The organism is Alphaproteobacteria bacterium, assembly GCA_002869105.1.
GTDB lineage: Bacteria > Pseudomonadota > Alphaproteobacteria > UBA7879 > UBA7879 > UBA7879.
In genome coordinates this window covers 19,654-39,726 of the sequence record PKTP01000004.1, presented here as the reverse complement: position 1 = coordinate 39,726, position 20,073 = coordinate 19,654, and the positions used below count along the sequence as shown (strand labels likewise).

22 protein-coding genes are annotated in these 20,073 nt (G+C 41.2%); 3 read left to right on the top strand and 19 right to left on the bottom strand.

The genetic code is table 11. From position 1 onward, the window contains the following. Nucleotides 1–118: 118 nt before the first annotated feature. Entirely contained in the window at nt 119–388 is a 270-nt protein-coding gene (locus C0582_02085; protein ID PLX30002.1) for a hypothetical protein, read from the bottom strand. A gap of 1 nt (nt 389) precedes the next feature. Continuing rightward, complete coding sequence (locus tag C0582_02080) at nt 390–995, bottom strand: hypothetical protein (GenBank protein PLX30001.1); 606 nt, start codon at nt 993–995, stop codon at nt 390–392. Between the two features lie 127 nt (nt 996–1,122). On the opposite strand from C0582_02080, the gene C0582_02075 reads away from it, so the two are divergent. Beyond that, nucleotides 1,123–1,533 carry a hypothetical protein gene (locus tag C0582_02075; GenBank protein ID PLX30000.1) on the top strand — a complete coding sequence of 137 codons (411 nt, stop codon included), beginning with the start codon at nt 1,123–1,125 and terminating at the stop codon, nt 1,531–1,533. A gap of 51 nt (nt 1,534–1,584) precedes the next feature. Continuing rightward, nucleotides 1,585–1,974: a hypothetical protein gene (locus C0582_02070; GenBank protein ID PLX29999.1), complete on the top strand. Its 390-nt coding sequence runs from the start codon at nt 1,585–1,587 to the stop codon at nt 1,972–1,974. A gap of 2 nt (nt 1,975–1,976) precedes the next feature. Here the strand turns inward: C0582_02070 and accC are convergent, their stop codons facing one another. The 17 genes from accC to C0582_01985 form a co-directional block, all read right to left on the bottom strand. After that, nucleotides 1,977–3,317: an acetyl-CoA carboxylase biotin carboxylase subunit gene (gene accC / locus C0582_02065; GenBank protein PLX29998.1), complete on the bottom strand. Its 1,341-nt coding sequence runs from the start codon at nt 3,315–3,317 to the stop codon at nt 1,977–1,979. Nucleotides 3,318–3,334: 17 nt separating this feature from the next. After that, on the bottom strand, nt 3,335–3,796 hold the full coding sequence (locus tag C0582_02060) for an acetyl-CoA carboxylase, biotin carboxyl carrier protein (protein PLX30055.1): 462 nt from the start codon (nt 3,794–3,796) through the stop codon (nt 3,335–3,337). Nucleotides 3,797–3,932: 136 nt separating this feature from the next. Then, entirely contained in the window at nt 3,933–4,634 is a 702-nt protein-coding gene (locus C0582_02055) for a hypothetical protein (protein ID PLX29997.1), read from the bottom strand. After that, the gene (locus tag C0582_02050; GenBank protein PLX29996.1) at nt 4,634–5,584 is read right to left on the bottom strand and encodes a hypothetical protein; all 951 of its coding nucleotides are present in this window, start codon (nt 5,582–5,584) and stop codon (nt 4,634–4,636) included. Before C0582_02050 ends, C0582_02055 begins: the two co-directional genes overlap by 1 nt. Further along, on the bottom strand, nt 5,541–6,260 hold the full coding sequence (locus C0582_02045; GenBank protein ID PLX29995.1) for a cell division ATP-binding protein FtsE: 720 nt from the start codon (nt 6,258–6,260) through the stop codon (nt 5,541–5,543). Before C0582_02045 ends, C0582_02050 begins: the two co-directional genes overlap by 44 nt. A gap of 62 nt (nt 6,261–6,322) precedes the next feature. Then, complete coding sequence (locus C0582_02040; GenBank protein PLX29994.1) at nt 6,323–7,651, bottom strand: hypothetical protein; 1,329 nt, start codon at nt 7,649–7,651, stop codon at nt 6,323–6,325. Then, the gene (locus C0582_02035) at nt 7,642–8,331 is read right to left on the bottom strand and encodes a DNA-binding response regulator (protein PLX30054.1); all 690 of its coding nucleotides are present in this window, start codon (nt 8,329–8,331) and stop codon (nt 7,642–7,644) included. Before C0582_02035 ends, C0582_02040 begins: the two co-directional genes overlap by 10 nt. A 57-nt stretch (nt 8,332–8,388) precedes the next feature. Further along, the gene (locus C0582_02030; GenBank protein ID PLX29993.1) at nt 8,389–9,174 is read right to left on the bottom strand and encodes a succinate dehydrogenase iron-sulfur subunit; all 786 of its coding nucleotides are present in this window, start codon (nt 9,172–9,174) and stop codon (nt 8,389–8,391) included. Between the two features lie 10 nt (nt 9,175–9,184). Beyond that, nucleotides 9,185–10,984: a succinate dehydrogenase flavoprotein subunit gene (locus C0582_02025; protein PLX29992.1), complete on the bottom strand. Its 1,800-nt coding sequence runs from the start codon at nt 10,982–10,984 to the stop codon at nt 9,185–9,187. A 4-nt stretch (nt 10,985–10,988) separates the two neighbouring features. After that, nucleotides 10,989–11,393 carry a succinate dehydrogenase, hydrophobic membrane anchor protein gene (gene sdhD, locus C0582_02020; GenBank protein PLX29991.1) on the bottom strand — a complete coding sequence of 135 codons (405 nt, stop codon included), beginning with the start codon at nt 11,391–11,393 and terminating at the stop codon, nt 10,989–10,991. Beyond that, the gene (sdhC, locus tag C0582_02015) at nt 11,375–11,776 is read right to left on the bottom strand and encodes a succinate dehydrogenase, cytochrome b556 subunit (GenBank protein ID PLX29990.1); all 402 of its coding nucleotides are present in this window, start codon (nt 11,774–11,776) and stop codon (nt 11,375–11,377) included. Before sdhC ends, sdhD begins: the two co-directional genes overlap by 19 nt. A gap of 64 nt (nt 11,777–11,840) precedes the next feature. Continuing rightward, nucleotides 11,841–12,680: a hypothetical protein gene (locus C0582_02010; protein ID PLX29989.1), complete on the bottom strand. Its 840-nt coding sequence runs from the start codon at nt 12,678–12,680 to the stop codon at nt 11,841–11,843. Between the two features lie 6 nt (nt 12,681–12,686). Next, entirely contained in the window at nt 12,687–14,042 is a 1,356-nt protein-coding gene (locus C0582_02005) for a hypothetical protein (protein ID PLX29988.1), read from the bottom strand. Nucleotides 14,043–14,074: 32 nt separating this feature from the next. Continuing rightward, the gene (locus C0582_02000) at nt 14,075–15,466 is read right to left on the bottom strand and encodes a sigma-54-dependent Fis family transcriptional regulator (protein PLX29987.1); all 1,392 of its coding nucleotides are present in this window, start codon (nt 15,464–15,466) and stop codon (nt 14,075–14,077) included. 11 nt (nt 15,467–15,477) lie between these two features. Further along, complete coding sequence (locus C0582_01995; GenBank protein PLX29986.1) at nt 15,478–17,643, bottom strand: hypothetical protein; 2,166 nt, start codon at nt 17,641–17,643, stop codon at nt 15,478–15,480. Nucleotides 17,644–17,654: 11 nt separating this feature from the next. Next, a complete protein-coding gene (locus tag C0582_01990) occupies nt 17,655–17,867 on the bottom strand; it encodes a Fis family transcriptional regulator (GenBank protein ID PLX30053.1) in 213 nt (70 codons plus the stop codon). Between the two features lie 80 nt (nt 17,868–17,947). Next, nucleotides 17,948–18,940 (bottom strand): tRNA dihydrouridine synthase DusB, encoded by a 993-nt coding sequence (locus C0582_01985; GenBank protein ID PLX29985.1) that lies wholly within the window; start codon nt 18,938–18,940, stop codon nt 17,948–17,950. A 220-nt stretch (nt 18,941–19,160) separates the two neighbouring features. On the opposite strand from C0582_01985, the gene C0582_01980 reads away from it, so the two are divergent. Continuing rightward, entirely contained in the window at nt 19,161–20,042 is an 882-nt protein-coding gene (locus tag C0582_01980) for a hypothetical protein (protein PLX29984.1), read from the top strand. Nucleotides 20,043–20,073: the final 31 nt, after the last annotated feature.

The window sequence follows — 20,073 nt, the reverse complement described above, 5'->3', positions numbered from 1 at the left end:
GATTCGGAGAGCCCAAGCTCTCTGGCAGCCTTATCAAAACTTCAAAATTTCTCAAGAGAGAGAAATGCAGGATAAAATCTCAAAAGCACAGCTTCTTTTTTTTCAAAGATAGACTGTTTCATGAGCCACTCTCATATGTCAGACCCTGAACCAAATCATCGACAACCATCCTAAACTCTCTTTCTAGAAACCAATCCGGATGCGATCCCATAAATAGCCGCTGTATATATTCATGGTTATTCAAAACTTTCTTTATGGGTTTAGTAGACGCCTGCATCATAGACCGAGATAAAAAACCAATCCCGAAACTTTTTTCAACAAGACATAAAACGGATTTATCTACATTTATTTCAATCGCATGTATGTGCCTATTCAATAAATCCTGCATGCTACTGCCATAATGCCCTAACTGCTGTTTGGTATAGATTTAGTGTATGCCTTCCTAAATTCCCCAATGATACAGGCTGACCCATCTTCTTTAGATATTTCTCGCTTGCAACTAAACTCAACTGATCACAGCTCAACTCTGCACACTGGGGAAAAATCTTTTCCAATTTATTATCCTGATAAAAAAGGCATAGGTGTGGTAGAAAATCATCAAAGCAAGTGGGTCCGATTTTTACGTCTGTCTCAAGCGTGATTTTAGTATGCGGATAGCGCCTACGAACAATACTTAGAAGTCTATCAATAATAGCGCAGGGAATATTAGGACACGTCAATATATTTAAGTATTTTCGATGGTGTCCCTCATCATAATCACGAAAGAATTCCTGAAACCTATCAAGATTATTTGACGAATTTAGTAATTCTTTTCCATTTTTTGTTAAAAATATTTCCTGTTTCCTAATCGTATAAATCTTAACGCCTGCCACGCTCTCTAATTTTGAAAGGCGGCGTCTAATGGCGTGCTCCTTCAAGCCGTATTTAATTGATATAATTGATAATTTTCGATACTTGATGCACGAATATAAAAAGCACAAAAGCTTGTCATCCATAAATAAAAACCTCCGGCATCCCCGTTTTTTTGAAAAGACTTGTATAATTTTTTTTAATTTTTTGAAGAATGTATCTTGAAAAATTTTAACAAGTTCCTAAATAAGGTTAAAATTAGTGAAGATACACATGACTCTTGATACTTGTGCGGCAAGAGGCCACCAACTTTTATACACAGCCTTCCCAGAGCTCGCTCACATTGATGAAATGACTCCCTTTTCTTATACCAACGCGCAACGTGCGCTTCTTTCATTTATTAGCCTGAGCAACAGCCCCAATATAAACGATATATTCAAAGATAAAACTTCTCAAGTCTTTGTTGGTTTAAGTGCAGCTAACATCATCACATGCCTGCTGGAAACACCTATTTTACTTAAGTGGTATAGCAATTACCTGAGTCACAGAACTTCAGAGGAACTGGGAGACCTTGTCAAATTTTTTGAAAAAAACAGCATCATAGATCCAACAATTATATCGTTTATTTCCGTCATATCTCTCAACAAATTATTAAATAAGAGAGAACAGAGGTTGAATAATTAAATGTATATCAATATAAAGAATGTGGTATTAGAGGTATAGTAAGTAATTATAATGACAAAGCCATCGCGCGCGCATCAATATTTAGCGGAAAAATACAGTAACATTGCATCAGAAGATACAATGACCCCTCATACGTATACGCCTATACAACGGTTTTTATTAACGCTTGTTCTCTCCGAAGAAGACCTGTTGACGAACACAGCACAAACTCTTGCAGAATCCCTTGCACAACTCAAGCTCTCTGACAATAAAATGAAGCTTGAACACATCTTAGACGAACTTAATTCAAATCAACTCATCCTCGCATGGGCTAAAGAATTTCTTCTCAAATCATCGCCGGAAGCTCGCCACGCGCTCACACAATCACTTCACCTACATTTTCCCTTTAACAACGCCAGCTTAAAAGTCATTCAGCTTGTTATTAATGGGATAGATTTATAAGCTTACTTTTTTAGAAATTCTCTCTCAAGCCAGTGAATATCATAATTCCCTGCTTGCATATCAGGATCTTCTGATAGCGCTTTATGCAGAGGCAGCAACGTATCAATGCCACCTATAACAAATTCCTCAATCGCTCTATGAAGGCGACGTATGCATTCTGGACGGTTTTTTCCATACACAATAAGCTTGGCAACCAAACTATCGTAATGCGATGGTATTTTATATCCCATATAGATGGGGCTATCAACGCGAACATGTAGGCCACCTGGTGGGTGATAATCTTTAATTACTCCCGGAGATGGCATAAACGTTTTAGGGTTTTCTGCATTGATTCGACATTCAATTGCGTGTCCGGAAAACTTAATATCATCCTGAGTGAAGGATAGTTTTTCACCGTAAGCAATTTTAATTTGCTCTTGGACCAAGTCGATCCCTGTAATCATTTCTGAGATTGGATGCTCTACCTGAATACGGGTATTCATTTCGATGAAGTAAAACTGTCCATTTTCAAACAAAAATTCAAATGTTCCCGCACCAATATAGCCCATACTCTTCACAGCCCGAACCACTTTCTCACCCATTTCAGCGCGCATTTCAGGCGTCACGACCGGAGATGGCGCCTCTTCCCATACTTTCTGATGACGGCGCTGAACAGAACAATCTCTCTCTCCAAGGTGAACCGCATTCCCATGCTTATCACCCAAAATTTGAAACTCAATGTGGCGGGGTTTTTCAAGATATTTCTCAATAAAAACCGTGTCATCTCCAAAACCAGCCAACGCCTCAGAACGAGCAAAGTTAAAAGCGTCTTCAATATCATTTGCGGAGTAAGCGACTTTCATTCCACGCCCGCCGCCTCCGGCAGCAGCTTTAATCAATACTGGATAGCCCATCTCGTTGGCAATTTCACGTGCTTGCTCTAATGAACCGACAACGCCATCCGATCCAGGCACCACCGGAATACCAAGTTTGACCATCGCTTCTTTGGCTGTAATTTTGTCACCCATCAGCCGTATGTGTTCAGGTTTAGGGCCAATGAATACTTGTCCATGTTCTTCAACCATTTCTGCAAAGTCTGCATTCTCTGATAAAAATCCAACGCCAGGGTGAACGGCTTCAGCACCGCTGATTTCAACGGCTGCCAAAATAGCGGCTTTGTTCAAATAGCTGTCTTTCGATGCTGCTGGACCAATACAAATACATTCATCTGCAAGGCGTGCATGCATGGCATCTTCATCTGCGGTTGAGTGTATCGCAACAGTGCGGATATTCATTTCACGGCACGCACGATAAATGCGCAAAGCGATTTCGCCACGATTTGCGATCAATATTTTTTTAAACATGTCAGGATCCTAAGTTATTACTCAATGACGATCAAAGGCTGGTCAAATTCAACGGGCTCAGCATCGCCAATAATCACCATTTTTACAACACCACTTTTGGTCGCTTTAATAGGGTTCATAACCTTCATTGCCTCGATGATCATCAAAACATCTCCCTCAGAAACTGTTTTTCCTTCTTTAACAAATGTGGGAGATCCTGGCTGGAGTGCTAAATAAGCCGTACCAACCATAGGCGCTTTAACAAGGCCTGGATGCACAGACCAATCAGGGGCCCCTGTCTCTCCCTCGGAAGGCGTGGCAACAGGACCTGGCATAGCCACAGGCATGCCAGGAACTTGCTGTGATACTTGATGAGGAGCAACGGTGACTTCCTTAGCAACACGGATTCGACCGAACTCAGTTTCATATTCAATCTCTGTCAGATCCGTATCTCTTAAAATTTCAGCAAGCTCACGAACCGAAGAGGCATTAACTTCAATGAGCTTTTGATTTTTTTTAGATGAGCTGACATCACTTTTAGTATTTTTTGGGGCCACTTTATTCCTCGTTTATAAACGTTACACTCTGTATACTTGACATGTAGAATGCCGTCAAGTTTGACCTCTTTAACCCACTTTATTCTTCGCCTACAGCTTGCTTTCCATAATAGATCGTTTTAAGCTCTGCAACCATTTCAATCGGCCGGATTTGCATTGATAAAGGCCTGTGAACCTCCATCTCTATGACACCCCTTTTCTTAAAAAAAGAGCGTCTTGGAAAAAAAAGACCCGAGTTGTGCGTGATCGGAATAACAGGTAAGCCTGCTTCTTGGGCAATAATCGCAAAGCTTGGGTTCAAATGGGCTTGCTCTCCATAGGGTATCCGGTGCCCTTCTGGAAAAAGGATGATATTAAACCCTTCTTTTTTCTGAGCCATGCATTTCTTAATGAGCCCTCTTAAAATAGATTTATTGCTCCGATCAACACCAATAAACCCTGAACGCCTCAGGTAAACACCAGCAACAGGAAGATTAATCAGGCTTTGCTTTACAATAAAAACACCGTTTGGCACCAACAAATAAAGAGCGGCCGTTTCCCACATAGATTGGTGTTGAGAAACATATAGAGCTGGATTTTTAGAGATATGCCTTCCACCAATCACCTTATAGTCTAAGCTAGAAAAAACACGCAGCGACCAAAGTAAAGTGTGGGCAGCAAATCTTACACGATCCCGGGCAAAAGACCGGCTAATATATGCTCCTGGCAAACATAACACCCCAACCACTATAATCGTCACAAAAAAGAAAATATTTTGGAGGGCTGACCTTAATAAGCGCATTAGAAGTCGTATTTACGCAACATTTTAAGAGCCGTAATCTTAGCCGAATAAGCCATCAGAACCACAATTAAAGCTGGAATAATGAAGGCGATGGCCCAAATATCCCAAGAAGATAATGCTTTAGTGATCAAAGGAAAGTCAAACTGATTCATTATATTATCAAAAACCAAGAGCGTCAGCGCTACCAAAATCACACCAACGAACGTTCCTTGTAAGGCAAGTTTAAAAGAGTGACTTTGATACTGCCAAGCAATGTAGTTATTTTTTGCCCCGATTAGATGAAGGATGTCGATAATGTCACGATGAATAATTAAACTCGCCCGTGTCATGTACGAAATCATAGCAATGACAGCTATAAAAATCAAAACGACGATGAGAAAACTAATAATCTGGATCGCATAAGCCATGTTAAAAATACCCGTCTTCCAATTAAAGTGATCTTCAACGTTAATTTCTGGATAAATTTTATTGAGTTGTTTTCGAAGCTGAATGACATCAAAAGATCGGCCTGGCTCAAGTTGCACATATATCAACTTGGACAAAGGTAAATCTCTAATTTGTTCAGCGTCCCCAAACCATGGTTCAAGTGTTTTGATAATTTCTGCCTGATTTGCTGTTCGAAAACTTTTAATACCTGGAACATTTTTTAATTGGGCTGATATTTTTTCTGTCACATCCTCTGTAAAGGGCGCGGCCAAATGATCAAAAGACTGGGTTGCAGGGGGGATTTCAATGGTAAGCTTATGAGATGTATCGCGGTCCCACCGATCAATAAGGGAATGAATGGTGAGCGCAATCAAAAAAACGATGGTTGCAACGTAAATCAAAAGAGAAATAAGCCACGGCGCCGATCTTGATGCTGGGTCTTGCCATAAAGGCAAATCTAAGCTTGAATGTGCCATATATTCACCCACCTTCATTTTTTTGAAGCACTTTAATTTTACCTTCATGAATCATCATCTCATCATAAGGGAAAGCGGTTGAAAGCGCATGATTATGCGTCGCCACAACAATAGTTGCACCCGACTTATGCAGCTGCTCAAAAAGATAAATCAGGCGCATCGCCACATCATCATCAACATTTCCCGTAGGCTCATCAGCAAGGAGAAGTTTTGGCCTTGCAATAACAGCTCGGGCAATGGCCACGCGCTGTTGCTGACCACCAGACATTTGAGCGGGGTAGGAATGAAATTTATCTTTAAGCCTCACCCATTCAAGCAATTCCATCGCTTCTTCTTCACGCTGTTTGTTATGAACGCCTTGTACTTTAAGGGGCAAAGACACATTTTCTAAAACAGTCAAATTTTCAATTAATCGAAAATCCTGAAAAACAACCCCAATTTTTCTTCTTAAGAGCGCCCGTTGGTCCATAGAAAGATTGCTCACATTCATACCAAAGGCGCGCAATGTTCCTTTGTCCGGCAACTGATCAAGATACAGCATCTTTAACAGTGTAGACTTTCCAGCACCACTAGGTCCCATCAAGAATTGAAAGCTTCCTTCTTGAATATTCAAATTCATTTCATCAAAGAGAGGCTTTTTTTGACCGAAAGACAAGGTCAGCTTCTGCGTCTCAATTAAATCGGTTGACTGTGAAGAAACTTGCTGATTAATTTTATTCGTCATAACTCATTACTATAATTACTTTATTATCAAAGGGGAATGATATTTTACCGAAGGGCTATCATTCATTTGGGTAACTTGATCTGAATTCTCAATCCGCCGCCAGGTGCTTCATCCAAGTCAATCCTGCCCCCATGGGAATGGATGATATCTTGCACAATACTCAAACCAAGGCCCACCCCGCCGGTTTCTGTATTTCGGGAAGCATCAAGACGATAAAATGCTTGAAAAACCTCTTGCCTTTTATCTTTAGGAATTCCTTTTCCATCATCATCCAGGGTAATATGAACATGGTCCCGGCTTTCCTCATGATAAATTGAAACGGTACTTGCATGCCTGGATGCGTTGTTAACTAAATTTTCAAAAGCACGCTCCAAACTATCTGGCCGACCATTGAAAACAACATCAGGCAAAATGTCAGAATATTTAAAATCAATGTCAACATTCTTAAACTTTTTAATCAACCTCTCAAGAAAGGGGCGGAGATGTATTTCTTCAAAACTTTCTCTATGATCGCCTTTGGCAAAATCAAGGTAAGCTGAAACCATCGACTGCATCTCTTCAACATCGTGATTTAAAGATTGCGTCAAATCATTCTTGGGCGCCATCGAAAGCTCCAGTTTCAATCGAGTCAGGGGCGTTCTCAAATCATGAGAGATCCCTGCTAAAACCTGCGTTCTTTGCATGACCTGTCTCTTAATTCGATTTTTCATAATGTTAAAAGATTCAATAAGATTTCGAATTTCTTTGGCACCATGAACCGGCACATCATCAATCGTCTCTCCTCTACCAAATTGTTTTGTTTTTCGTTCCAAAAGAATTAAGGGGCGAATCTGATTTCGTAGAAACAACCCCGCAATCAGGATAGAAATAATGGTTGTTCCCAGCGCCCAATACAAAACAAGTTCTGCGGTATTACTAAATAAACGCTTTCTTGGAAAATCTAACTGCATCACCCCATCTGGCAATTGAATCAACAAAAACAACAGAGTCTTTTTTGAAAAGACTTGATATTTATATTTAATAGACCGCTCAAGCTCACGCTTTAAATAACCAGTAATCCAGCCTGAAGCGCTTTTTTCTTCGGTCAAACTTCGATCAGGATAAAATTTATAGGCAAAATGGTAATGATTTGTGGAAATGCGGTTCAGCTCATCTTCGGTAAAAATTTTCTTTTCATATAAATTAATCAAACTCCGTGATGCACCAACGATATTTTGTGCTAATAGTTTTGTGACAGAGTCCAAATGACGATCCACAAAAACAAAAGCAGCCACCAGCTGAACCAAGACCAAGGGCGTAAAGAAAATCAGCAGAAAGCGACTCATCAACCCATGTGGCTTTAACGATTTTAAAGTGAATTGAGAGGGAAGCTTGGGCCAACTTAAACCCATAGAATATATCCCTGATTGCGAATGGTTTGAATATGCTTTGGTTGACGGGCATCATCTTCAAGTTTTTGCCGAAGGCGGGTGATTTGAATATCAATGGCACGCGTTGAACTGGCACCACCAACATGTTTCAAGACCTGATCTCGACTTACAACATCTCCCGTTCGGCCCAACAAAAACTTTAAAATCTCTGCTTCAGATGATGTCAAAGACACCGTTTTTTCATTATCTTTCAGCGTATTTTTTTGGATATTAAAGAGCCACTTTCCGATGTAAAAATTTTGGTTTTTTTTATCAACAGGGATGGTTTTTTGTCGCCTTAAAATCGCTCGCATCCGCAACAAAAGCTCTTTGGGTTCAAAGGGCTTTGGCAAGTATTCATCTACACCAATCTCCAGCCCGCGGATACGATCTTCCGTATCACTCATCGCTGTTAGAAAAAGAATAGGCAAAGTACTACCGCTTTGAATCAAGCGTTTCGCATACTCAAGTCCAGACTCACCCGGCATCATAACATCCAAAATCATCAAGTCAAAAGAGACCATACTCAAATGCTCATCTGCTTCTTCTGCAGACGCAACCGCGGTCACAAGATATCCATTTTCAGACAAATATCTCGCCAGCAAGTCTCTCAACCGTTGGTCATCGTCAACAACAAGGATATGATAATCTTCAAAATTCATAGCCATTACTATACTTTAAAGGAAAGACCAAGGCTATTGGTTTAGTAAAACACAGTCTCATTTCAACAAGCGGCTTGCATGTTTCTTTTTAATTTCTGCAATGGCCTTACCGGGATTTAAATGCTTAGGACAGGCATTGGTACAGTTCATAATGGTATGACACCGATATAATTTGTCATTATCATCAAGGGTATCTAAGCGCTTTTCTGTTGCTGCATCTCTGGAATCTTCAATCCATCTCTGGGCTTGCAATAGAACTGCCGGCCCAAGATAACGATCTCCATTCCACCAATAACTGGGGCAACTGGTGGTGCAGCAAAAACAAAGCACGCACTCCCACAAACCATCTAGCTTTTGTCGTTCTTCAGGTGTTTGTTTTCGCTCACTCTTTTCCGACTTTGGGTCAGGTGCCTGAATCCAAGGTTCAATAGATGTATATTGGGCATACATCATCGATAAATCTGGCACGAGATCTTTCAAAATCGGCATATGTGGCAAGGGGAAAATTTTAATATCTCCCGGGATGTCTTCAATAGGCTTAATACAAGCAAGCGTATTAACGCCATTCACATTCATTGAACAACTACCACAGACCCCTTCTCGACAAGACCGGCGAAACGTCAATTTTGGATCGATATGATTTTTAATATAAATAATTAAATCCAGAACCATCGGCCCACAGCGCTCTAGATCAATGTAAAATGTATCAAGCCGAGGTTGTTGATCCGTGTCTGGATCAAATCGATAAACAGTAATTTCTTTCACATGGCTTGCATCAGCCGGTTTAGGATAAACCTTACCCCGGATGACTTTTGAATTTTTCGGCAAAGAAAACGCAACCATTATTCCCTCTCTAGTAAACCCGTTTGGCTAGCTTCACAGATTCCACATCATCGGTTAAGGGAGTCATATGAACCGGTCGATAGGCTAATGCCACCTCTTCATCCCTCTCAAAAGATCCAAGGGTATGTTTAAGCCAGTCAGTGTCATCTCGCTCAGGATAATCATCCCGAGAATGCGCCCCTCGACTCTCCGTTCGGGCAAAAGCACTCGCAATTGTCACCATCGCTTGTTGGGCTAAATTCTCCAATTCAAGCGCCTCAACCAAGTCGGTATTCCAAAACATAGATTGGTCATGAAGCTTGAGGTCTTTTAGATCAGCAATCACAACTTTCATTTCATTGATGCCTTGCTGCAAAGTATCCGCGGTTCTAAAGACAGCACAATATTTCTGCATAATCTTTTGCATTTTAAGGCGCACCTCAGCAACATTCTTCTTGCCGTGCTTTGTTCTGAGTTGATCAATACGATCCACCCCTTTTTGGATCCACGCAGAATTGAGTTTTTCTTGAGGTGAACCCGGTTTTAAAATTTCTTTGGCACGCAGCGCTGCTGCCCGACCAAAAACCACCAGATCTACCAATGAATTTGTCCCCAATCGATTCGCCCCATGAACAGAAGCACAAGCTGTTTCTCCAATAGCCATTAATCCTGAAACTGTTGCATCTGGATTGGAGGCTGTCGGCCTTAAAACCTCCCCATGATAATTTGTGGGGATGCCCCCCATATTATAATGGACTGTTGGAAGCACCGGAATAGGGGCATTCGTCACATCCACCCCCCCAAACATTTTGGCTGTTTCTGAAATCCCGGGCAATCTCTCAGCCAGCAGATCAGGATCCAAATGCTTAAGATGTAAATGGACATGATCTTTCTCAGGGCCAACGCCTCGCCCTTCCTGAATTTCAATAGTAATTGCTCGGCTCACGACATCTCGAGAAGCAAGATCTTTTGTGTGGGGCGCATACCTCTCCATAAAGCGCTCACCATGCGCATTAGTTAGATATCCGCCCTCACCCCGCGCACCTTCAGAAATCAAACAGCCAGCACCATATATCCCTGTAGGATGAAACTGAACAAATTCCATATCTTGTAGTGGTAATCCAGCTCGAAGCACCATTGCATTGCCGTCCCCTGTGCAGGTATGCGCACCCGTACAAGAATAATAGGCGCGGCCATACCCCCCTGTTGCAAGCACAACCAACTGAGCCTGAAATACATGGATTTTTCCATCCTCTAAATTCCAGGTGACCACCCCTTTACAAACACCGTTATCATCCATAATCAAGTCAAGGGCAAAGTATTCAACAAAGAATTCTGCACGGCGCTTGAGGCATTGTTGATATAACGTATGTAAAATCGCATGACCTGTTCTATCAGCTGCTGCACACGCCCGTTGTGCTGGCTGACCGCCATAATCCACCGTATGACCGCCAAAATAACGTTGATATATTTTTCCATTTTCGGTTCGAGAAAACGGAACGCCCATGTGCTCTAATTCAATCACAGCTTGCGCGGCATTCTTACACATATATTCGATGGCATCTTGATCACCCAACCAATCAGACCCTTTGACCGTATCGTAAAAATGGAACCGCCAATCATCATGGCTCATATTGCCAAGGGCCGCACTGATCCCCCCTTGCGCAGAAACAGTATGACTGCGTGTTGGAAAAACCTTGGTGACGCAAGCAGTTGAAAACCCAGCGTCGCTCATGCCTAACGTCGCTCGAAGACCTGCGCCTCCTGCCCCCACAACCACAACATCATGTACATGGGTTTCAATTTGATAGCTTTTGGATGCTTCCATCATGCCTCTAAGGGTTTATGAACAAATGAACATACGTATAGATGAAGACTATTCCTGCACCGCAAAGCATCATCCGAACTGCAATCAAACTCCCCCTCTTGAGGTGCTGACAATGAATGTAATCCTCAACGATCTCCTTAAGTTCTAACCAAAAATGGTAAAGGCCTATACATATTAACATCGTAAAAAGAAAAGCATTTTTGGGCACACCAAACCATGCTCTCAAAGTCTCTCGATCCATAGATGTTAAGTCAGAAACAGTCACACTCAAAAACCAAAGACTCAACCCAAGAAATAAGACAAGCGAAACTCTGTGGGCAATCCATGTGCTGGCCCCTCTTTTTTGGACGCTTCCCCCTGGGTTCTGAACACCCGTCTTACAATGATCAGACATCATGCCAACCTTCCCCATAGCGCTAAAACACTGAATGCTGTTAAAACCACAGACATTACCAAAACAAAAAAACCCGAGGCATACACATTTTTCAATTCAAACCCTCGTCCTGTATCCCAAACCAGATATCGCAGACTGGTCCCAACAAAAAACCAGAAAAATAAAATAAAAACCCTTAGCAAAGCCTTGCCCCAAAGCATGGCTATGGCCGAACTGAAACAGGCATACAGTTCACTCTTCATAACAATGCTGTAGAAAAAACCGATTAAAGCAAAGACACCTCCCAACATAATCAAGGCTGAAAATCTGTGAAAGATAGACAAAGATGATGTTAATTGTGGTTTATAAATTTGTAGATGGGGCGATAGAGGCCGCTGTTTATTGTTCATTAAAAACTCCATACTATCTGAGATAAATTATCATGACTGTAGCTCAATTCATAGCAATCTATGAAAAAGCACCTCCTTATCTTATAAGACAATGTCGTGGACATGTTCTGAAATAGTCCCCAAACAACTTTTCAGAAACCGCTCTTTTAGTAGGAATTTTTTGACCATTCACATGGGTGATATGGCTAATGGCATTAGAAGCATGCGATGTAAACATCTCATCAGCTTGCTCAATCCAATCCATTTTAGGAGCCTGCAGCACAACGTCCATGCCAAGATGCCTTGCCCTATTCAAGAGCCGTTCTCGCGTCACTCCCGGAACGATAGCTTGATTTTCAGGACAGGTATAAAGCGTTCCCGCCTTAACCAAAAATACATTGGCAGACGCAGCTTCAATGATACGATCGTCACGAATAAAAACAACTTCATCCCCCCCCTTATCGATGACATCTTGTTTGGACAAAATGTTGGGAAGTAACGCCGTTGCTTTATGTTGGCAATAGGCAGATCGCGGATCAGAGGCAAGCCACACGCCGATCTCTCTATTTTCAACAAAAGTTGGCATCTTTTTAAAATACATAAACAGCGATCCCTTGCCATGCTTTGGAATTGCGTGAGCGCGTGGATAAACCCCGCGCGATACTTGGATATAGAGCAAGCCCTGTTTAATTCCCTCTTTTTGTAGCAGATTTGCCACTGGAACTTTAACAGATGATTGGGCCATATAAGGTTGCATTTTCAAAGAGGTCATACCCGCGTACAAGCGATCAAGATGTCTTTGATAATCAAACAAACAGCCTTCATGAACTGCAATTGATTCATACAAAGCATCCCCAAAAACAACAGCGCGGTCATTGATTGAAATTTCTGCAGCATCGTGCCGAGAATAACGTCCGTTAATGTATACAAGCTTCATGTTTTTTTAAAAAATCCTATCTAGCTCTCTTATCATGGATTTATGGGCAATGAATATAACCTTATCCTTTTCTCGCAGCATTTTATCTTCGAGTGTTACGGCAGGCATCCATATCTCATCACGAATAACACCAGCAATTTTAATATGGCCTTTTCGCTCAATTTTTTCATAATTCTGGCTCAAAAAGGAGCTATCGGCATGAATATGGATCCGGCATAGCAACCAGTTATATGCACCAAAAACTCTTAAAATTTTAACGGCTTTAAAGGGAATAAAACTCAACATCTCAGAAACAATAATCTCTCTGGTCCGCACCAAACTAGTCAATCCTAAGCTTGATAAAACATCAAAATAGGAAGGTGTGTGGATTAAAACCATCGTATTAGCCTGCATTTTTCGCACAAGCAAGGCTGATAAAATATTATTTTCATCATGATCCATCAGGCATAAGACTAGGGTATTTTTATCAACGCCAGCCTCCTCTAAAAGAGAGGGGTCCAAAGCATCTCCATTCAAAACAATGGCTTGTTCCAGGGTTTGACTAAGAGTTTTTGCCTTTTCTAAGTCTTTCTCAATAACCTTTAAATTCTTAACACTTTCCTGTTTTTCAAGACGTCTAGCAAGCTCTGCGCCAAACCGCCCACCACCTAAAACGACATAATTTGAGATCGATTCAGCATCAGTCATGTTTTGTCGGTTAAAGGCTTCAATACCCTGGTTATCACAGCAAAAGAATAAAACGTGGCCTGCTCTAATTTGGTCTTTGGGATGCGCCACGTCATAGGCATGAGATGTTTTTAAAATCAACGGCGTTATCTTAAGATCTTGGTGGTCCAGCCATTCTTTCAAAGCGTCGCCAATAAAAGGGTTTTCTGGCTCAAATTCATAAACGCAGAAATAAAGGCTAAGATCAGGAATAGGATATACGTTAATAAACGCATCATGCGCAATATTGTTAACAATATGCTGAGCAATGGCTTTTTCTGGGGAGATGATTTTATCAATGGCCAATTGGCTTTGCTGTAACGTTTTTTGGCGATGACGCGGCGCAAAAACAGTCTGCATCAGATAACAAACACTAAAACGTGCTTGAAAAATAGATTTTGCGAAATGGGCGGCCAGCAAATTATTTTCATCTTTATTTGAAGAGGCAACAAACAGATCGATATTGGATAAGTTAAGCTTTTGTAACTCAGAAATAGAGGCCGCATTACTGCACACACAGTGGGCATCAATTTTGGCATTCAGCTCAGCAATCGCCTCTTCGTTTTCGTCAATCACGATCACATCCTGACCCGCTTCCGAAAAGAAAGTAGCAATGGTTATACCGGCATGCGTCAAACCATAAACAACGATTCTCATCTTTGTTTGTTCCTATTCATTCGCCCCGGCTCTCAGCTATCTTCATTTTCTTCAAATAATCCCAATGATTTCATTTTTCTGTGAAGAGCTGTTCGCTCCATTCCAATGGCATCAGCTGTTTTTTTAATATTGCCCTGACAGCACTTAATTTGAAAGTCAATGTAAGCCCGTTCGAAACGCTCGCGCGCCTCTCTTAAGTTACCTACAAAAAGATCATCTGTGGGTGTCTTCTCTGCAACATTCTCTTGGTTATTTAAGTCTTGAGGAAGATGAATGGTTTTTATGTTCCGATCATTTTCAGACATTTTGATCAAGGCAGATTCCAGCGCGTTATTTAGTTGGCGAATATTTCCAGGCCACGCACATTTCAGCAACTGGTATTTAGCCTCAACAGAGAGCTTTATAGGATTTTTTCTCGATTTCAATTTTGACAAGAAATGCGCCAACAACGCATCAATATCTTCAAGACGGTCCTTTAAAACTGGCAATTCGATTTTAGTGATGGCCAATCGATGATATAAATCCTCTCTCAATCCCCCATGATACGCGGATGCGTTTGGTGTGCTGCTCGGCGTCAATAAGGTTGAAAGTATACGGACATCCAGGTCGATGGACTTATCACTACCAACCCTAGAAAATTTTTTGGTCTGAAGCAGGTGTGCCATCTGAGCATGGACTGACTTGGGAAGATCGCCCACATTTTCCAGCAAAAGCGTTCCGCCATTCACCCGTTCCAAAACACCAATCTTAACAACCGGATATTGATTGGCATCTTTGGACTCAGAACCAAAGAAATCTTCTTGAAACGTCGTTTCATCAAGGGCTGAGCAATCAACAGAAATCAAAGGCTTTGTTGCCCGATTAGAATGAAAATGAATATACTCAGCTACATGCGTTTTACCAACACCAGACTCCCCCACAATCATAACCCGGGATTGTCCTCGGACCACACTCTCAATTTCTTTTTGAATGCTTTCCATAACTTTGGAAGAACCGATCAGCTCGGCTTTCTTGATGACCTTATCCCGCAGAGAATCTAGCTCCTCAGAGAGCTGCACAATTTGACTTGCCTTATCGAGTAGGTTGGAAAGTTTTTCACTTTGAAACGGTTTTTCAATGAAGTCAAAAGCGCCTTTTTTCAAAGATGAGACCGCCGTTTCAATGGTACCATGACCACTCATCATAATGGTGACAATGCCAGGGTATTTGCGCTGAATGATATCCAAAATCGCAATGCCATCAAATCGCTTATCGTTCAGCCAGATATCCAACAAAACAATCCGGGTACGGTGCAGTTCTATCAGCTTCAGCGCCTCTTCGCTGTCGCCTGCTGTGTAAACAATATATCCCTCATCTTCAAGGAACTCGCTGAGCAAGGTCCTGATATCTGCCTGATCATCAACGACCAAAACACGAATAGCCATCTTTTTAATACTCAAATTCTACGGGTTAATGGTATAGCAATTTCAATAATGACACCACGAGTTTTACCAGGTTTGAGTGTCACTGATCCCTCATGGTTTTCAATGATGTTTTTTACAATCCCTAAACCAAGTCCTGTCCCACCTTGACTATAGGTCACATACGGATCAAAAAGTTGCTCCGTATCCACATTTTTAGGGAGTCCTTTTCCATTATCTTCGATTTGAATTAAACAATCATCATCGACAATTTTTGTCCAAATATCAATCTTTTGTTTTTTTTGACCTGTCATCGACTCAATGGCATTTTTCAAAACATTGGTGAGCGCCTGCAGTATCAAGTTACCATCCACAGAAAAAATTAAATCCGATGAACTAGAGCTATGAATGGAAAAGTCAATGTGTGGGTAAGCCGCTTTTTGAAGACCTACTGCTTTAGAAATCAGAGACACAAGATCAACTTTTTCAAATTTGGGCGCAGGCATCCGGGAAAAATCACTAAACGCATTAATCAAGCTTTGAATTTGCTGCACATATCGCAAGATTGTATCAATATAGTCAGAGAACTGAGGTTTCCCTGTTTCGATTTGATCAATGAATTTCTTCTTCAAGCGCTCGGTTGCCAGCTGAATTGGAGTCAGGGGGTTTTTAATTTCATGGGCAATTTGCCGGGCAACATCTGCCCATGCAGCTTTTTTTTGCACCATCAAAAGATCAGAGACATCTTCAATGGTGACAAAGTAGGTTGCGTGTCCATTTTCATCATGCTCGGTTAAAATTTTAATGGAAAGCGTATGCTCAATACCATCAATCAATATTTTTCGTTGAATCGATTGCGGCACATCCCGTCCTTTGTCAAAGACATCTCTAAACAAAGGCACCACCTTTTCAATTTTTTGTCCCAAAAACTTTGATAGGTTTTTCTGAAATATTTTCTTAGAAGGGTCATTAGCAAAAATAATTTTTCCCTCATGATTCACATTAATCACAATCGAAGAAATATTGGTTAAAATAGATTCAACAAAATGGCGCCGATTAATAAGCTCTTTGTTAACTTTCAAAAGATCGGTTCTCTGCGTTTCAAGTTGGGTGGCCATTTTATTAAATGTGCGTCGCAAGGTATTGATTTCGTCTTTTTTACTGTTTTCCATGACCCGTACAGAAAGGTCGCCCTTGGCCATTTTCAAAGATGCCTCTGAAAGTTCCTCCAAAGGATGGATCAAGCGATTGGCAAAACGCAGCCCAAAAACCAGGGCGGCAATCAACACCAACAAAGACACGACAATAAAAATTAAAATAAAAATCAACTCAATTTGCCGTCTTGAATCGAGTAGCTTGTTATAATCGTTGACGTTTAGTTCTGCTTTTTTCAGATAGTTCAAAACATCTGAATCCACCAGACGCCCAACATAAAGATATAATGGCTCTTTACTATTGATGCGCACAATCGCCCGCAAGCGATCATCATGGCCGCTATCAATTAAAATTGCTTTCGATTCTGGGGCACTGGCGCTAATTTCCCGAATTACTTTCGTTGGAATATGCTCAAACCCCATGGCAAATGTTAAGGCAGCACGTGCCACAATTTGTCTCTTGCCATTGTAAACCAAAGCCTCTTTCATACCTCTCAGATTCGACATCAAACCAAAATGCGCATTCAGCTCAGCTGCGGGTAGCGAGAGAATTTCCTGGTTACGGCTCAAATCACGTGCCAATAAAAGGGCATCCCGTTGCATCAATTGTTGATTTTCTTTCAAGTAGGATCGGGCAACGCTAATGGATTCCCGAAGAACACCTTGCACTTTATCGTTAAACCAAGACTGCATCCCGTAATGAAAAAACAGTGTTGAAAAAGCGATCATAATAACAGCAGGGATAATGACAACACCCCCAAACAGGGTCACAATCCTGAAGTGTAGCTTTGATCCTTCAACTTTTTGAAAAAACCGACGCCATAGTTGGACAATCATCGCAACGAGAACAAGGGCCGTTAACGTGAGGACAAAACCAAACAAGGTCAAAAACAAGTGCTGGTCACTCAAGCCCGATCCGAACCCCTTAAAAAAAAGGAAATAATAACAAGCGCCCGCACTAACAATTGTCAAGCTCACAAAAAAAAGAAGGGTTCTTTGCTTTAAAAAGTTCATATTCAGACTTTCTGCCCACACCGCCAAGGGCAAAGAAAATGTTGTTACCCAATCTTATAGAGAATCAGTTTGTTGCGCAAAGTATTCCGATTGAGGCCCAATATTTTAGCTGCCTTAGACTGGTTGTTATTTGTTTTATCCATCACTTTTTGAATCAAAGCTTTTTCAACTTCTTGGCACACCACTGAATGCAAGTCATTGATTTCATAAAAATTAGGGTGTGATTCAATGAAGGTATCAAAATAATCTTGAACCATCGATCCAAGATCTTTACTCACCAAGTCTGGATTTCTGCCTACAGAGGCCACAGGCATTTTTTTGATTGATGAAGAAGCGCTCATGCCGCTGTTTCCTTATCTAAACATGGATAGAAAAATCTATGGATTAACTCTTTGATTTCCTGGTAAGAACCCGAAGTATTAACTGCCACTCTAAATTCTGCAGAGCGCTCAAACCCCTTGCTGTACCAACTTAAATGCTTGCGCACCAATTTCACGGCTGTACGCTCTCCATAATGATCCATCATATCTCTTACGTGTCGTTCAAAAACAGCAACCTTGTAAGCCATTTCAGGCTCTGGTTTTTTTTGCCCAGTCTTCAAATAGTTAATCATCTGAGAGATCAACCAAGGCTTACCATAGGTAGCACGGCCAATCATCACACCATCCGCTCCTGAAAGCTCCAGCGCACGATCTACATCATCACATGTTTTAATATCACCATTGACTATCACCGGAATATCAACCGCGTCTTTGACTTTACGAATAAACGCCCAATCGGCATGGCCGTTGTAAAGCTGAGTGCGTGTACGTCCATGGACAGTGATCATTTGAATGCCCAGATCTTCAGCAGCCTTGGCCAGGCTTGGGGCATTGCGGTTTTGATCATTCCACCCTGTTCTCATTTTCAACGTCACCGGCACATTCACAGCATTCACAGTGGCTTCAATAATTCGCTTGGCATGATCTTCATCCTTCATTAAGGCCGAGCCAGCAAACCCGTTCACAACCTTTTTAGCCGGACACCCCATATTAATATCGATAATATGCGCACCGCGATCTACATTCAGTTTCGCCGCTTCCGCCATAATTTTTGGGTCACACCCAGCAAGCTGAACCGCCATGGGATATTGCTCAGGTTCTGATTGAGCCATCATTAGAGATTGACGGGTCTCGCGCACCATGGCAGCACTGGCAATCATTTCTGATACAACCAATCCAACGCCACTTTCCTTAACCAATCGACGAAAAGGTAGGTCCGTCACGCCCGACATCGGCGCTAATATAACGGGATGATCAATTGTAACAGATCCAATGTGTATAGGTTTCATCAAAAAAAACTGCTTAAATAATAAGCAGTTTTATCGAATTCTCACGTTAATTGCAACTGAAAGGTGGGGAATTCGATCAAACATTTAAATTCATCGAATGTAATATAAAACTTGTATAAAAATGACTAGATCCATAATAATATTAAGAACTATTTCTATAGATAAGTTAAATAAATGGTGGAAAATTATCGTGCCTATAAAATATATCAAAGATTTTATAATGTCTTTATTTAAAAATACTAATCACAACCCAATAGAAGAAAATAAAAATCCGAACCACAATACCCTTACAACTCAAAAAAACACAGGCCGTGGCTCAATTAAAATAAAAAAACAATTTAAGCACAACGCCCTATCATCCCAAGAACTTGAAGCTAAGTTTAAAAACGCCTCTCAACTTGATACGCGTGCCATGCTCAAAGCTTATCGAACACTCGTTCATGACGTTGCAATTTCCTTCAATGCCACCGATAAACATACCGTTCAAGATTTGGATACATACTTAAAAATCCTACAAGTCACATTAAAGTCTCACTCAAGCCCGGGAAAATACATCTTGCACCGGGCAAAAATTTTAGCCAAAAAGTTCGAGCTCATGGGCATTGGGGAACCAAATACTCTATCCCAAGTCAAAGGGGAAATAACGCTTCACTCTGCAACCATTGGACTGATAGATGAATCAGCTCTTATGTCGTCTGTGGAACATCCATTCAGCTATAAAGATGAACTTAAAAGATACGATGATGGTCAATCTTTCATGTATAACACCGGATCTGATGGGGACTATGACGTTCTCCTTCGCCTTGTTGATACACCGATCCCAATTGTTACTAAAAAAGAATTTAAGAAGGTAGCTGGCGGCACGATGATGCCGTATACGCTTTCCGCGCCGACAGGTTATCTTTATCTACTAGACGGTTTCACCAAAGACATGAACAACTGTCTAAAGCTTAAAGTTGATCCTGGATACTATCAAGTTGCGGCCTTTTTGTTAGCATCACGCTGTGGCGAATTTTGTCAGCATTGCATTGTCATCAGCAAAACTAAAAAATCAAAACAAAAATATGGTCAACAAATAGAAACAGTTGAAATGGATTTTTGATAAGCTCTCTATTCTCACCATGCTGTCAACA

Bases quoted from the DNA above. Each gene is read 5' to 3' on its own strand.
- C0582_02085 (PLX30002.1), bottom strand. From the start codon at position 388: ATGCAGGATTTATTGAATAGGCACATACATGCGATTGAAATAAATGTA.
- C0582_02080 (PLX30001.1), bottom strand. From the start codon at position 995: ATGGATGACAAGCTTTTGTGCTTTTTATATTCGTGCATCAAGTATCGA.
- C0582_02075 (PLX30000.1), top strand. From the start codon at position 1,123: ATGACTCTTGATACTTGTGCGGCAAGAGGCCACCAACTTTTATACACA.
- C0582_02070 (PLX29999.1), top strand. From the start codon at position 1,585: ATGACAAAGCCATCGCGCGCGCATCAATATTTAGCGGAAAAATACAGT.
- accC (PLX29998.1), bottom strand. From the start codon at position 3,317: ATGTTTAAAAAAATATTGATCGCAAATCGTGGCGAAATCGCTTTGCGC.
- C0582_02055 (PLX29997.1), bottom strand. From the start codon at position 4,634: ATGCGCTTATTAAGGTCAGCCCTCCAAAATATTTTCTTTTTTGTGACG.
- C0582_02050 (PLX29996.1), bottom strand. From the start codon at position 5,584: ATGAAGGTAAAATTAAAGTGCTTCAAAAAAATGAAGGTGGGTGAATAT.
- C0582_02045 (PLX29995.1), bottom strand. From the start codon at position 6,260: ATGACGAATAAAATTAATCAGCAAGTTTCTTCACAGTCAACCGATTTA.
- C0582_02040 (PLX29994.1), bottom strand. From the start codon at position 7,651: ATGGGTTTAAGTTGGCCCAAGCTTCCCTCTCAATTCACTTTAAAATCG.
- C0582_02035 (PLX30054.1), bottom strand. From the start codon at position 8,331: ATGAATTTTGAAGATTATCATATCCTTGTTGTTGACGATGACCAACGG.
- C0582_02030 (PLX29993.1), bottom strand. From the start codon at position 9,174: ATGGTTGCGTTTTCTTTGCCGAAAAATTCAAAAGTCATCCGGGGTAAG.
- C0582_02025 (PLX29992.1), bottom strand. From the start codon at position 10,984: ATGATGGAAGCATCCAAAAGCTATCAAATTGAAACCCATGTACATGAT.
- sdhD (PLX29991.1), bottom strand. From the start codon at position 11,393: ATGGGGAAGGTTGGCATGATGTCTGATCATTGTAAGACGGGTGTTCAG.
- sdhC (PLX29990.1), bottom strand. From the start codon at position 11,776: ATGGAGTTTTTAATGAACAATAAACAGCGGCCTCTATCGCCCCATCTA.
- C0582_02010 (PLX29989.1), bottom strand. From the start codon at position 12,680: ATGAAGCTTGTATACATTAACGGACGTTATTCTCGGCACGATGCTGCA.
- C0582_02005 (PLX29988.1), bottom strand. From the start codon at position 14,042: ATGAGAATCGTTGTTTATGGTTTGACGCATGCCGGTATAACCATTGCT.
- C0582_02000 (PLX29987.1), bottom strand. From the start codon at position 15,466: ATGGCTATTCGTGTTTTGGTCGTTGATGATCAGGCAGATATCAGGACC.
- C0582_01990 (PLX30053.1), bottom strand. From the start codon at position 17,867: ATGGTTCAAGATTATTTTGATACCTTCATTGAATCACACCCTAATTTT.
- C0582_01985 (PLX29985.1), bottom strand. From the start codon at position 18,940: ATGAAACCTATACACATTGGATCTGTTACAATTGATCATCCCGTTATA.
- C0582_01980 (PLX29984.1), top strand. From the start codon at position 19,161: ATGTCTTTATTTAAAAATACTAATCACAACCCAATAGAAGAAAATAAA.